Source organism: Amycolatopsis roodepoortensis (genome assembly GCF_014873915.1).
GTDB lineage: Bacteria > Actinomycetota > Actinomycetes > Mycobacteriales > Pseudonocardiaceae > Amycolatopsis > Amycolatopsis roodepoortensis.
The window spans coordinates 90,502-104,399 of record NZ_JADBEJ010000004.1; the positions used below are offsets into that span (position 1 = coordinate 90,502).

Here is a 13,898-nt window from a genome sequence, read left to right on the forward strand (position 1 = left end):
TCCTATCTGGCCAGCAGTGAGCTGGCTTCTTGGGCCGCGGGCCCTTCGGCGGCGAGATGGGCCAGGTTCTCCGACAGCGCTTCGCCGCGGTGGGCCTTCGTCTGGGCGAAAAGGCGACCGGCCCGATACGACGAGCGTACGAGCGGCCCGGCCATCACACCAGCGAAGCCCATCGCTTCGGCAGCCTTCGAGTGCTCGACGAACTCCTCGGGCTTGACCCAGCGGTCCACCGGGTGATGCCGCGGCGAGGGTCGCAAGTACTGGGTGATCGTGAGGATTTCGCAGCCCGCGTCGACCAGGTCCTTCATCGCCGGAGCCACCTCCTCCGGCGTCTCGCCCATACCCAGGATCAGGTTCGACTTCGTCACCAGACCGGCCTCGCGAGCGCGAGTGATGACCTCCAGCGACCGCGCGTACCGGAAGCCGGGCCGGATCCGCTTGAAGATCCGCGGCACCGTCTCGACGTTGTGCGCCAGCACCTCAGGCCGCGAACCGAACACCTCGGCCAGCTGATCCGGGTCCGCGTTGAAGTCCGGGATCAGCAGCTCGACACCGGTACCCGGGTTCAGCGCGTGGATCTGGCGCACGGTTTCGGCGTACAGCCACGCGCCGCCGTCCTCCAGATCGTCACGCGCGACACCGGTCACCGTCGAGTAGCGCAAACCCATCGCCTGCACCGACTCCGCCACCTTCCGCGGCTCGGTCCGGTCCAGCGCGGCGGGCTTCCCCGTGTCGATCTGGCAGAAGTCACAGCGCCGCGTGCACTGGTCCCCACCGATCAGGAACGTCGCCTCACGGTCTTCCCAGCACTCGTAGATGTTGGGGCAACCGGCCTCCTCACACACGGTGTGGAGGCCTTCACGCTTGACCAGTCCCTTGAGCTCGGTGAACTCCGGCCCCATCCGCGCGCGGGTCTTGATCCACGGCGGCTTCTTCTCGATCGGGGTCTGCGCGTTGCGGACCTCGAGCCGGAGAAGTTTGCGCCCCTCGGGGAGCGCGCTCATCGGTTGAGATCCGCGTACAGCGGGTGCTTCTTGGCCAGCAGTTCGACCCGGGCGGACAGCGACTGGCGCAGCGCCTCGTCGAAGTCCGGGCGCAGCGCCTCGGCGATGACGTCGGCCACCTCGGCGAAGTCCTCGGCGCCGAAGCCGCGGGTCGCGAGCGCCGGGGTGCCGATCCGCAGGCCGGAGGTGACCATCGGCGGCCGCGGGTCGAACGGGACAGCGTTGCGGTTGACCGTGATACCGACCGAGTGCAGCCGGTCCTCGGCCTGCTGACCGTCCAAAGTGGAGTTGACCAGATCGACGAGCACCAGGTGCACGTCGGTACCGCCGGTCAGCACGCGGACACCGGCTTCGCTGCAATCCGTGCGCGAGAGGCGGTCGGCCAGGATCTTCGCACCTTCGAGCACGCGCTGCTGACGCTCGCGGAACTCCTCGCTCGCGGCGATCTTGAGCGCGACGGCCTTGGCGGCGATGACGTGCTCCAGCGGACCGCCCTGCTGGCCGGGGAACACCGCCGAGTTGATCTTCTTGGCGAGTTCCTGGCGGGACAGGATGATGCCGCCACGCGGGCCGCCGAGGGTCTTGTGCGTGGTCGTGGTGACGATGTCGGCGTAGGGCACCGGGCTCGGGTGCAGGCCCGCGGCGACCAGACCGGCGAAGTGCGCCATGTCGACCATGACCTTCGCACCGACCTCGTCGGCGATGCGGCGGAACTCGGCGAAGTCGAGCTGACGCGGGTACGCCGACCAGCCGGCGATGATCAGCTTCGGCTTGTGCTCCTTGGCGAGGCGCTCGATCTCCTCGACGTCGACGATCCCGGTCTCCTTGTCGACGTGGTAGGCGACGACGTTGTAGAGCTTGCCCGAGAAGTTGATCTTCATCCCGTGGGTCAGGTGCCCGCCGTGCGCGAGGTCGAGACCGAGGATGGTGTCGCCGGGGTTGAGCACCGCGACCATGGCGGCGGCGTTGGCCTGCGCGCCCGAATGCGGCTGGACGTTGGCGTGCTCGGCACCGAAGAGGGCCTTCGCGCGGTCGATCGCCAGCTGCTCGATGACGTCGACGTGCTCACAACCGCCGTAGTAGCGGCGGCCGGGGTAACCCTCGGCGTACTTGTTGGTCAGCACCGAACCCTGCGCCTCGAGCACGCCCACCGGGGCGAAGTTCTCCGAGGCGATCATCTCCAGGGTCGACTGCTGCCGGTCGAGTTCGGCGGCGACGGCCGCGGCGACCTCGGGGTCCACTTCGGACAGGGCAGCGTTGAACATGTCAGTTCTCCTGGGTCAAGACGGCGTACGCCTGGGCGTCGAGCAGGGCGGGCACGTCGCCGGACAGACGCACCTTCAGGAGCCATCCTTCGGCGTACGGGTCCGAGTTGATGAGCTCGGGGGTGTCCGTTGTGGCCTCGTTCACCTCGACGACCTCGCCGTCCACGGGTGCGTACAGCTCGCTGACCGATTTGGTCGACTCGACCTCGCCGAAGACCTCGCCCGCGGTGACGGTGTCGCCGACCGAGGGGAGCTGGACGAACACGATGTCACCGAGCGACTCGGCGGCGAAGGCGGTGATGCCCACGGTGGCGACGCCGTCCGCGACGTTCAGCCACTCGTGTTCCTTCGTGTACTTCAGGTCCTGGGGGATGCTCATGATCGAAAAAGGGCCTTTCAGGCGCGGGAGTAGAAGGGCAGGGCGACGACCTCGACGGGCTCGATACGGCCCCGGATGTCGACGGAAAGCTCGGTGCCGGGCTCGGAGTGCTCCCGGTCCACGTAGGCCATGGCGATCGGGTAACCCAGCGTCGGCGAAAGGGCACCGCTGGTGACCTCGCCGATCTCGGTGTCACCCGCCAGGACGGTGTAGCCGTGACGCGGCGCGCGGCGGCCGGAGCCCTTGAGCCCGACACGCACGCGGGGAACGTCCTTCTTGGACAGCTCTTCGAGCGCGGCCTTGCCGACGAAGTCGTTCGGCTTCTCGAACTTGACCACGCGGCCGAGACCGGCCTCGAACGGGCTCAGCTGGAGGCTGAGTTCGTTGCCGTACAACGGCATTCCGGCTTCGAGACGCAGCGTGTCGCGGCAGGCGAGACCGGCCGGGAGCAGGCCGTGCGGCTCGCCCGCGTCGGTCAGGATGCGCCAGACGGCGGGAGCCTCACCGGCCGGGACGTACAGCTCGAAGCCGTCCTCGCCGGTGTACCCGGTGCGGGCGAGCAGGACGTCGTGCCCCTTCACGACGGCCGGGACGCTCGCGTAGTACTTGAGCGCGCCCAGGTCGGCGTCGGTGACCGCGCCGAGGATCTCGACGGCCTTCGGGCCCTGGACGGCGATCAGCGCGAGATCCTCGGACTTGTTCTCGACGACCGCGTCGAAGCCGGAGACCCGCTCGGCCAGCGCCTGCGCGACCACGTCGGCGTTGCCCGCGTTGGCCACGACCAGGAACTTCTCGTCGGCGAGGCGGTAGACGACCAGGTCGTCCAGCACGCCACCGTTCTCGTCGCAGATCATCGTGTAGCGCGCCCGGCCCGGCTTGACGCCCGACAGGTTGCCGACCAGCGCGAAGTCGAGGGTGTCGGCCGCCTGCGGGCCGGTCACCTCGATCTCGGCCATGTGGGAGAGGTCGAACAGGCCCGCGGCCTCGCGGACCGCCTTGTGCTCCGCCAGCTCGCTGGAATAGCGGATCGGCATCGACCAGCCCGCGAAATCGGTGAACAGCGCACCCAGTCCTTTGTGGACTCCGTGCAGGGACGTCTCTTTCGACATCAAGTGCCTCAGTTCTCGTAGGCGTTGAGCGGCGGGCAGGAGCAGACGAGGTTACGGTCCCCGCGCGCTCCGTCGATGCGGCGCACCGGGGGCCAGTACTTGGACTTGCGGTTCACCCCGGCGGGGTACACCGCCAGTTCGCGGTCGTACGGCAGGTCCCAGTCACCGACCAGCGTTTCGGCGGTGTGCGGGGCGTTGCGCAGCGGGCTGTTGTCCGCGGCCCACTTGCCCTGCGCGACGGCGTCGATCTCCGCGCGGATGGCGATCATCGCCGCGATGAAGCGGTCGATCTCGCCGAGGTCCTCGGATTCGGTCGGCTCGACCATCAGCGTGCCCGCGACCGGGAACGACATGGTCGGGGCGTGGAAGCCGTAGTCGATCAGGCGCTTCGCGACGTCGTCGACGCTGACGCCGGTCTCCTTGGTGAGCCCGCGCAGGTCGAGGATGCACTCGTGCGCGACCAGGCCGTCCTGGCCGGTGTAGAGCACCGGGTAGTGCTGGTTGAGGCGCTTCGCCACGTAGTTCGCGGCGAGCACGGCGACCTGCGTCGCGGCGGTGAGCCCGCCCGCGCCCATCATCCGGACGTACGCCCACGAGATCGGCAGGATCGACGCCGAGCCGTACGGGGCGGCGCTGATCGGGCCGACACCGGTTTCGGGACCGGCCTTCTCCAGCAGCGGGTGGTTCGGCAGGTACGGCGCGAGGTGCGCGCGGACCGCGACCGGACCGACGCCGGGGCCGCCGCCACCGTGCGGGATGCAGAAGGTCTTGTGCAGGTTCAGGTGCGAGACGTCGCCGCCGAACTCACCCGGCTTCGCGAGACCCAGCAGCGCGTTGAGGTTCGCGCCGTCGACGTAGACCTGGCCGCCCGCGTCGTGGACGATCTTGGCCAGCTCGTCGATGCCGTTCTCGTACACGCCGTGCGTGGACGGGTACGTGACCATGATCGCGGACAGCGTGTCGCGGTTGGCCTCGACCTTGGCCCGCAGGTCTTCGAGGTCGACGTTGCCCTCGGCGGTGCACTTCACCACGACGACGCGCATCCCGGCCATGACCGCGGAGGCGGCGTTCGTGCCGTGGGCGGACGACGGGATCAGGCAGACTTCGCGCTCCTTCTGCCCATTGGCGTGGTGGTACGCGCGGATCGCGAGCAGGCCGGCGAGCTCGCCCTGGCTGCCCGCGTTCGGCTGCAGCGACACCTTGTCGTAGCCGGTGACCTCGGCCAGCCAGCCCGACAGCTGCTCGACCAGGGTGTGGTAGCCCTCGGCCTGGTCGGCGGGGGCGAACGGGTGGATCCCCGCGAACTCGCGCCAGCTGATCGGCTCCATCTCGGTGGTGGCGTTGAGCTTCATCGTGCAGGAGCCGAGCGGGATCATGCCGCGGTCGAGCGCGTAGTCGAGGTCGGACAGGCTGCGCAGGTAGCGCAGCATCGCGGTCTCGGAGCCGTGGGAGTGGAAGACCTCGTGGGTCAGGTAGTCGCTCTCGCGGCCGAGGCCGGCGGGAAGCGCGCCGGCCTCGGCGGCCGGGGTGTCGATCCCGAACGCGTTGAGCACCTTGGCGATGATCGCGGGCGTGGTGACCTCGTCGACGGCGATGCGGACGTGGTCGGCGTCGACCGGGCCGAGGTTGATCCCGTTCTCGCGCGCGACCGCGACGACCGCTTCGGCCTGCCCGGGCATACGGGCGAGGACGGTGTCGAAGAAGCCCTCGTGGACGACCTCGACGCCACCCTCGCGCAGCGCCCCGGCCAGCCCGGCGGCGAGCCCGTGGACGCGGGTCGCGATGCGCTTGAGGCCGTCCGGACCGTGGTAGACCGCGTACATCGCGGCGAGCACGGCGGGCAGGACCTGCGCGGTGCAGATGTTGGAGGTCGCCTTCTCGCGGCGGATGTGCTGCTCACGCGTCTGCAGGGCGAGGCGGTACGCGGGGTTGCCGTCGGCGTCGACCGAGACCCCGACCAGGCGGCCCGGCAGCGAGCGCTCGAGCCCGGCGCGGACGGCCATGTACCCGGCGTGCGGGCCGCCATAGCCGAGCGGGACGCCGAAACGCTGGGTGGAACCGGCGGCGATGTCGGCGCCGAACTCACCCGGCGCGGTGATGAGGGTGAGGGCGAGCAGGTCCGCGGCGACGGTGTACAGCGCGCCGGCGGCCTTCGCGGTCTCGGAGATGGCGGAGTAGAAGCCCGCGCCGCGCAGCACGCCGGAAGCGCCCGGGTACTGGACGACGACGCCGAAGAACTCCTCCGGCAGACCGGTCAGCAGGTCACGGACCTCGACCTCGACGCCCATCGCCTCGGCGCGGGTGCGGACGACGGCGATGGTCTGCGGCAGACATTCGGCGTCGAGGACGACCTTGTTCGACTTCGCCTTCGACGCGCGGCGCATCAGCATGACGGCCTCGGCGACGGCGGTGGACTCGTCGAGCAGGGAGGCGTTCGCGGTGGCGAGACCGGCCAGCTCGGAGACCATGGTCTGGAAGTTGAGGAGGGCTTCGAGACGGCCCTGCGAGATCTCCGGCTGATACGGCGTGTACGCCGTGTACCAGGCCGGGTTCTCCAGCACGTTGCGGCGGATGACCGCCGGGGTGACCGTGTCGTGGAAGCCGAGGCCGATCATCTGGGTCATCGGCTTGTTGAGCGCGGCGAGCGCGCGAAGCTCGGCGATGGCGTCCTCTTCGGACGCGGCGGGGGGCAGTTCGAGGTCGCGGGTGACCCGGATCGCGGACGGCACGGCGGCCTGCACCAGGGCATCGAGACTGCCGTAGCCGACCTCGGCGAGCATCTTGGCCTGCTCGGACTCCGAGGGGCCGATGTGCCGGTCGTCGAAGGACGTACTGGTCAAGGGAGCTCCTTGGGTCAGGCGCCGGATAGACCGGTGCGCTGGGAACTCCCCCTCTGTCATGGCACCTGAGAGTTTCACCACCCGTGAACGGGGTGGCTTTCACCTTGGGTGAGACGCACTTGCGCGCCTGCTTTCCAGAGTGGCCTCGCGTGAAGCGGTAGTGGGTACCTGAGAGATTCCGGGGAGTTTGCTCCTTCGGTGCCCCACCATGTTCGTGGGGGCTCTCCCGCTCCAGCTCGACGGCCCTGTCTGAAGTTGTGCGCACACCGTACCTGGCGTGTTCAGCGCGCGTCTACTTCCAGCCGAGCACGTCACTTGCGTGCTCAGAGCCGTAACTCGTGAGTTACGCCTTCAATCACGCGAGTGACGCGTCTGATCACGCGAGTTACGCGTTCTCCATCATCATCTCGGCGGTGATGGTGCCGCAGAGCTCGGCGCACCGCGTCATCATCTCGGCGGCGTCGGCGAGCTCGGCGTCACCGGTCTTGGCGCACTCGTCGGCGCACATGCGCATCATCTGGGAGGCGAGGCCGCACATCTTCGCGCACATGCGCATCATCTCGAGGTCGGCGACCATGGCGGAGCAGCGCATCATCATGTCGGCGCACATACGGGACATGTCCGCGCAGGTCACCATCATCATGCCGAGCTTCGCACCGCCCAACTCCATGCAGCGCGTCATCATCTCCTCGCACCGGACGTGGCACTCGTTGCACAGGTCGATGCAGTCACGCATGGCGGTGCTCATCTGCCGGGTCATGCTGGGCCTCCTGGGTGGTCCTGGATGCTGGCTACGCGTTGTCAGGACTACAGCGCAGGTCAGCGGCCCGCCATCCCAGCCACCGGGACGAGTGACGGCACACATTCAGAGGACTAAACGCGGGCCGTCGTCAGAGCGGGGTGACGTAGGCGCCCGAGATCCCGCCGTCCACCAGGAACTGCGAGGCCGTGATGAACGAGGCGTCGTCGCTCGCCAGGAACGCGACGGCCGCCGCGATCTCCTCCGGCTCCGCGAACCGCCCGACCGGCACGTGCACCAGCCGCCGCGCGGCCCGCTCGGGGTCCTTCGCGAACAGTTCCTTCAGCAGCGGCGTGTTCACCGGACCCGGGCACAACGCGTTCACCCGGATGTTCTCCCGCGCGAACTGCACGCCCAGCTCCCGACTCATCGCCAGCACCCCGCCCTTCGACGCGGTGTAGGAGATCTGCGACGTCGCCGCGCCCATCACCGCCACGAACGACGCCGTGTTGATGATCGAGCCCTTGCCCTGCCTCTGCATATGAGGCAGCACCGCCTTGCAGCACAGGTACACCGAGGTCAGGTTGACCTTCTGCACCTTCTCCCACGCGTCGATGCCCGTGGTGAGGATCGAGTCGTCCTCGGGCGGCGAGATACCGGCGTTGTTGAACGCGACGTCTACCGAGCCGAAGGTGTCCACAGTGGTCTGGAACAGGGCCTCGACCTGCTCGGCGTCGGTGACGTCGGCCTGCACGAACAGACCGCCGACCTCGTCGGCCGCGGCCTTGCCCGCCTCGGCGGAGATGTCGCCGATGACGACCTTCGCGCCTTCGCTCGCCAGCCGCCGCGCGGTGGCGAGGCCGATGCCGCTGCTGCCGCCGGTGATGACCGCGACGCGGCCCTCGAAACGCTGAACCATTATTCCTCCGTACTGATGAAGACGTTTTTGGTCTCGGTGAAAGCGTCGACGGCGTCGGGCCCGAGCTCGCGGCCGAGCCCGGACTGCTTGAAGCCGCCGAACGGCGTCCAGTACCGGACGGACGAATGCGAGTTGACCGACAGGTTCCCGGCTTCGACGCCGCGCGCGACGCGGAAGGCGCGACCGACGTCGCGGGTCCAGATCGAGCCGGACAGCCCGTACTCGGTGTGGTTGGCCATCGTCACCGCGTCCGTCTCGTCGGTGAACGGGACCACGGCGACGACCGGGCCGAAGATCTCGTCCGACGCCAGCGGATGCCGCAGGTCCGGCGGGGTGACGACGGTCGGCGCGAACCAGTATCCAGGGCCGATGGGCGCGTTGCCCCGGAAGGCGACCGGCGCGGATTCGTCCACATAGGACGAGACCTTCGCGTGGTGTCCCGCCGAGATCAGCGGCCCCATCTCGGTCACTTCCAGCCGCGGATCCCCCACGACCACACCGTTCACCGCCGGTTCCAGCAGCTCCATGAACTTCTCGTAGACGCTCGACTGCACCAGGATCAGCGACCGCGCGCAGCAGTCCTGCCCGGCGTTGTCGAAGACGCCGTACGGCGCGGTGGCCGCGGCCTTGTCCAGGTCGGCGTCGGCGAAGACGATGTTCGCGTTCTTGCCGCCGAGCTCCAGGGTCACCCGTTTCACCTGCGCGGCGCAGCCCGCCATGATCTGCTTGCCGACCTCGGTGGAGCCGGTGAACACCACCTTCCGCACCGCCGGGTGATCCACGAAACGCTGCCCCACCACGGATCCCTTGCCGGGAAGCACCTGGAAGACGTCCTCGGGTATCCCCGCCTCGCGGGCGAGCTCGCCGAGGCGGATCGCGGTCAGCGGGGTGAGTTCGGCGGGTTTCAGCACCACGGTGTTCCCGGCGGCGAGCGCGGGCGCGAACCCCCAGCCGGCGATGGGCATCGGGAAGTTCCACGGCACGATCACCCCGACCACGCCCAGTGGCTCGTGGAACGTCATGTTCACCCCGCCGGGCACCGGGATCTGCTTGCCGCTCAACCGTTCGGGCGACGCGGAGTAGTACGTCAGCACGTCGCGGACGTTGCCCGCTTCCCAGCGCGCGTTGCCGATCGTGTGGCCGGCGTTGGCGACCTCCAGCGCGGCGAGGTTCTCGATGTCGGCGTCGACGGCGTCGGCGAACCGGCGCAGCAGCCGCGCCCGGTCGCCGGGGGCCACCGCACGCCAGGCGGGGAACGCCGCGTGCGCGCGGGCGATCGCCGCGTCGGTCTCCTCGGCCGAGGTCAGCTCGACCGACCTCACCACCTCTTCCGTGGCGGGGTTGATCACCTCGAACGTGGTCATTCGCGCTCCTTCGCCGCTTCTACGAGTGCCTCGAAAAGCCTGATGTCGTCGGGATTCTGTTCGGGATGCCATTGGACGCCGAGCACGAACCCGTCGCCGGGCAGTTCGGCCGCCTCGATGGTCCCGTCGGCGGCCCAGCCGACCGGGACCAGCCCCTTGCCGAGCTTGTCGATCGCCTGATGGTGGTAACACGGCACCTTGGTCTCGGCACCGAGAATCGACGCGACGCGGCTGCCCTCGGCAAGGGCCACCGTAGTGGTGCCGAAAGTTCCGGGCGCGGGTTGGTGATCCGCACTGTCCAAAGTGTCCGGCAGGTGCTGCGCGAGCGTGCCGCCCAAAGCGACACTGAGCACCTGCAGCCCTCGGCACACGCCGAGCACCGGCTTACGGGCGGACAAAGCGGACCGCAGCAGGCCGAACTCGAAGACGTCCCGGTTCGGCCTCGTGTACGTCGTCGCGTGCTGCTCCTGGCCGTAGCGCGCCGGGTCGACGTCGGCGCCGCCGACCAGCACGAGCCCGTCCACGGCGGAGATCAGCCGATCGTGTGCCCCGCTGACCGGCGGCAGCAGGACCGGGATCCCGCCCGCCGCGACGATCCCGTCGACGTAGACCCGATGGAGCAGCGCCGCTTCGGTCTCCCACACCAGGAACTTCGCGGGCTCCAGATAGGACGTGAGCCCGATCAGGGGTTCAGAGCCGCTCGAAGCCACGAATCCTCTCCCAGTCGGTGACGGCGGCGTCGTACGCGGCCAGTTCGATCTTCGCCGCGTTCAGGTAGTGGTCGACGACCTCGTCCCCGAACGCGGACCTCGCGAGCTCGCTCCCGTCCAGCAGCGCCGCGGACTCCCGCAGGGTCGTCGGCACGGTCGGCTTGCCGGAACCGTAGGCGTTGCCCTGGAACTCCGGTTCGAGCTCCAGTTCGTTCTCGATGCCGTGCAGCCCGGCCGCGATCAGCGCGGCCACCGCGAGGTACGGGTTCACATCGCCGCCGGGGACGCGGTTCTCGGTGCGCAGCGAGTCGCCGTGCCCGACGACGCGGAGCGCGCACGTGCGGTTGTCGGTGCCCCACGCGACGGCCGTCGGCGCGAAGCTTCCGGGGACGAAACGCTTGTAGGAGTTGATGTTCGGCGCGAAGAAATAGGTCAGCTCGCGCAGCCCGGCGAGCTGACCGGCGAGGAAGTGCTCCATCAGCGGCGAGAACCCGCCGGGGCCGTCGCCCGCCAGGACGGGCTCGCCCTCGGCGGAGCGCAGGCTGATGTGGATGTGACACGAGTTGCCCTCGCGTTCGTTGTACTTCGCCATGAACGTGAGGCTCTTGCCTTCCTGCGCGGCGATCTCCTTGGAGCCGGTCTTGTAGACGCTGTGGTTGTCGCAGGTGGTCAGCGCGTCGGCGTAGCGGAACGCGATCTCGTGCTGGCCGGGGTTGCACTCGCCCTTGGCGGATTCGACGTACAAGCCCGCTCCGCCCATGTCGTTGCGGATGCGGCGCAGCAGCGGCTCGATCCGCGCGGTGCCGAGCATCGAGTAGTCGACGTTGTACTGATTGGCCGGGCGGAGGTCCTGGTACCGCTTGTCCCAGGCCGACTCGTAGGTGTCGTCGAAGACGATGAACTCCAGCTCGGTCCCGACGTAGGCGGCGAGTCCGCGTTGGGCGAGCCGGTCGAGCTGACCGCGCAGGATCTGGCGCGGCGAAGGGGCCACGGCGCCGCCCTGCACCCGTTCGAGATCGGCGAGGACGAGCGCGGTGCCCTCCTGCCACGGCAGCAGGCGCAGCGTGCCGAAGTCCGGGCGCATGACGAAGTCGCCGTAGCCGGTCTCCCAGGAAGACATCGCGTAGCCGTCGACGGTGTTCATGTCCACGTCGACCGCGAGCAGGTAGTTGCACGCTTCGGTGGCGTGCTCGACGACCTCGTTGAGGAAGTATTCGGCGGCGCAGCGTTTGCCCTGCAGCCTGCCCTGCATGTCGGTGATCGCCACCAGCACCGTGTCGACGGCGCCTTCCTCGACCAGTTCCCGGAGCCGATCGAGCGTGAGCATGCCGCGCCTGTTCGCCATCAGCCTCACCTAAAGGTTCGATGCGGTACCTTTGCGGCTTCTTCCTACCGGGTCGGCCGGAGTCGGTCAACTCGGTCAATGGTCTGGTTCGTTATCCATTGCTCACCGTAGTTGATCCCTGGGCGGATTGTCTGCGATGCCCGGCTGAGAAGATGCTGTGAATCCCGCCGCACCGGGAGGAGATCCGCGCATCCGGGACGTTGTACGGATCAAGAGAGGTGAGAAGGAATGACACAGGCATTCACGCAGCAGACCACGTTCACCGAGCCCCAGGGGCGGGCTCAGCTCCCGACGATGCCCAGTGGGTGGCCGATCGGCTCGTACGAGTCGTACTCCGAAGCGCAGCGTGCCGTCGACCACCTCGCGGGAACGGACTTCCCGATCACGGACGTCACCATCGTCGGTGTCGAGCCGGTCCTGGTCGAGCGGATCGCCGGACGGATGGGCTGGAGCAAGGTGCTGACCAGCTCGGCGCTGTCGGGCGCGATGTTCGGTGTGTTCCTCGGGCTCGTGCTGAGCCTGCTGAACCCGGGCGCCGGGCTGGTGCCGATAATCGTCGGCCTCGTCGGCGGTATCGGGTTCAACCTGCTGTTCGGCGCGCTGGGGTACGCGGCGTCGAAGAACAAGCGCGGGTTCATTTCGCAGAGCCAGCTGGTCGCCCGGCGTTACGACGTCCTGGCCCAGCCGCGCAACGCCGAGAAGGGCCGCGCCCTGCTGGCCGACCTGGCCGCCAGGACCGCGTTCCACCACTGAGCCTCACCCCACGCGAGCCGGCACCTCTTCGAGAGGTGCCGGCTCGCGGCTTTCACGGGGTCAGCCGATGCAGGTCGCGCGGGAAGAGCGTCGCCTGGCGGACGTTGGGCAACCCGAGCAAGCGGGCCGTCCAGCGTTCGAGACCGAGCGCGAAACCACCGTGCGGCGGCATCCCGTGCGCGAAGACGGACAGGTAGTCCCGATACGGCTCGGCGGGTTCACCACGCTCCGCCAGCGCGGCGACGTAGTCCGCGTGCCGGTGCAGCCGCTGCCCGCCGGTCACCAGTTCCAGCCCGCGGAAAAGCAGGTCGAAACTGTTGGAGTACGCGGGCCGCTCCGGGTCCGGATGCGTGTAGAACGGCCGCTTCACCATCGGATAGCCGGTGACGAACAGGAATTCCGATCCGTGTTCGCGCAGCGCCCACTCCGAAAGCAGCCGCTCGTGCGCGGGCGCGAGGTCCGGCTCGCCACGCGGGTCCTCGCCGGAAGTCCGCGCGAGCCATTCCTGGGCTTCCGTGAAGTGGATCTCCGGAATCTCCTCGGGCACCACGACTTCCGTCCGCGGAACCGCGGCGGCCATACCGGCGACCGCTTCCCGCAGCACCGCCATGACGTCGTGGTGGCCTTCGATGAACCCGAGTTCGGCGTCGAGGCTGGTGTACTGCGCGAGATGCCGCGCGGTGTCGTGCGGTTCGGCGCGGAAGACCGGGCCGACCTCGTACACGCGCTCGAAAACCCCGACCAGTGCCTGTTTGTAGAACTGCGGCGACTGCGCGAGGAAGGCCCGTTTGCCGAAGTAGTCGATGCCGAAGACGTTCGCCCCGGATTCCGTGGCCGACGAAACGATCTTGGGCGTATGGGTTTCGGTGAACCCGAGCCCGTCCAACGCCGACCGGAATCCGGCGACGCTCGCCGCCGCGATCGCGAAGACCTCTTTCAGCCGCGGATGCCGCAGCGCGACGGCGGCGTTGTCCAGCACCGTGGGCAACGCGGCGGCCACCGACGGCCGGTAGAGGTCGAACGGCGGTGGTTCGGCCGGTTCGGACAGCAGCCTGACGGACGGCTCGGTGAGTTCGAGGCCGCCCGGCGCCTGAGGATTGGCGGTGACCAGCCCCTCGACCTCGACGACGGTCTCCTCGGGTGGGCCACCGGATTCGGCGAGGACCACCTGGGCGAGTCCGGAACGGTCCCGGATCACCAGGAAGGTGACGGTTTTCAGGCGGCGCCGGCGATGCACCCAGCCGGCGATACGGACACGGCCGCCGACGTGCCGGGGCAGGTCGGCGGCGAGGACACGCGAGATCATCACAACTCCAGTACGGATGTGCGCGACCCCTTGGGAGTGCGGGCGAGAAGGGAACTCGCGGTACCACCGCACTTTCGCCGCCGCCAGGGAACGGCGGCCTCGAAGGCCCGTGACGAGGGCCGGACGGCGGGGCATGGGGCGCGGACGCCGTTCCTCCCCGCACTC

12 protein-coding genes and 1 riboswitch are annotated in these 13,898 nt (G+C 68.9%); of the genes, 1 reads left to right on the forward strand and 11 read right to left on the reverse strand.

Annotated elements, in window-relative coordinates; translation table 11 throughout:
- Positions 1-2: 2 nt before the first annotated feature.
- From lipA to H4W30_RS10940, 10 genes are all read right to left on the reverse strand, one after another.
- Complete coding sequence (lipA, locus tag H4W30_RS10895; protein WP_192742740.1) at positions 3-1,004, reverse strand: lipoyl synthase; 1,002 nt, start codon at positions 1,002-1,004, stop codon at positions 3-5.
- Positions 1,001-2,269 (reverse strand): serine hydroxymethyltransferase, encoded by a 1,269-nt coding sequence (gene glyA / locus H4W30_RS10900; protein WP_192742741.1) that lies wholly within the window; start codon positions 2,267-2,269, stop codon positions 1,001-1,003. Before glyA ends, lipA begins: the two co-directional genes overlap by 4 nt.
- Before the next feature lies 1 nt (position 2,270).
- Positions 2,271-2,648, reverse strand: coding sequence for a glycine cleavage system protein GcvH (gene gcvH / locus H4W30_RS10905; RefSeq protein WP_016336369.1), 378 nt, complete (start codon positions 2,646-2,648; stop codon positions 2,271-2,273).
- Between the two features lie 17 nt (positions 2,649-2,665).
- Positions 2,666-3,757, reverse strand: a complete 1,092-nt coding sequence (gene gcvT, locus H4W30_RS10910; protein ID WP_192742742.1) for a glycine cleavage system aminomethyltransferase GcvT — start codon at positions 3,755-3,757, stop codon at positions 2,666-2,668.
- 8 nt (positions 3,758-3,765) lie between these two features.
- Positions 3,766-6,597 carry an aminomethyl-transferring glycine dehydrogenase gene (gene gcvP, locus H4W30_RS10915; protein WP_192742743.1) on the reverse strand — a complete coding sequence of 944 codons (2,832 nt, stop codon included), beginning with the start codon at positions 6,595-6,597 and terminating at the stop codon, positions 3,766-3,768.
- 145 nt (positions 6,598-6,742) lie between these two features.
- A riboswitch (glycine riboswitch) is annotated at positions 6,743-6,836 on the reverse strand.
- 146 nt (positions 6,837-6,982) lie between these two features.
- Positions 6,983-7,357, reverse strand: a complete 375-nt coding sequence (locus H4W30_RS10920) for a hypothetical protein (RefSeq protein WP_192742744.1) — start codon at positions 7,355-7,357, stop codon at positions 6,983-6,985.
- Positions 7,358-7,487: 130 nt separating this feature from the next.
- Positions 7,488-8,255: a 3-oxoacyl-ACP reductase gene (locus H4W30_RS10925; protein ID WP_125786634.1), complete on the reverse strand. Its 768-nt coding sequence runs from the start codon at positions 8,253-8,255 to the stop codon at positions 7,488-7,490.
- Positions 8,255-9,619: an aldehyde dehydrogenase family protein gene (locus tag H4W30_RS10930; protein WP_192742745.1), complete on the reverse strand. Its 1,365-nt coding sequence runs from the start codon at positions 9,617-9,619 to the stop codon at positions 8,255-8,257. The genes H4W30_RS10925 and H4W30_RS10930 overlap by 1 nt, the downstream gene beginning before the upstream one ends.
- On the reverse strand, positions 9,616-10,329 hold the full coding sequence (locus H4W30_RS10935) for a gamma-glutamyl-gamma-aminobutyrate hydrolase family protein (protein ID WP_192742746.1): 714 nt from the start codon (positions 10,327-10,329) through the stop codon (positions 9,616-9,618). The genes H4W30_RS10930 and H4W30_RS10935 overlap by 4 nt, the downstream gene beginning before the upstream one ends.
- Positions 10,310-11,674, reverse strand: a complete 1,365-nt coding sequence (locus H4W30_RS10940) for a glutamine synthetase family protein (protein ID WP_192742747.1) — start codon at positions 11,672-11,674, stop codon at positions 10,310-10,312. The genes H4W30_RS10935 and H4W30_RS10940 overlap by 20 nt, the downstream gene beginning before the upstream one ends.
- Before the next feature lie 228 nt (positions 11,675-11,902).
- Here H4W30_RS10940 and H4W30_RS10945 point away from each other — a divergent pair, with 228 nt between their 5' ends.
- A complete protein-coding gene (locus tag H4W30_RS10945; RefSeq protein ID WP_192742748.1) occupies positions 11,903-12,427 on the forward strand; it encodes a general stress protein in 525 nt (174 codons plus the stop codon).
- Positions 12,428-12,479: 52 nt separating this feature from the next.
- Here H4W30_RS10945 and aspS read toward each other — a convergent pair whose 3' ends face one another.
- A complete protein-coding gene (aspS, locus tag H4W30_RS10950) occupies positions 12,480-13,733 on the reverse strand; it encodes an aspartate--tRNA(Asn) ligase (RefSeq protein WP_192742749.1) in 1,254 nt (417 codons plus the stop codon).
- Between the last annotated feature and the right edge of the window lie 165 nt (positions 13,734-13,898).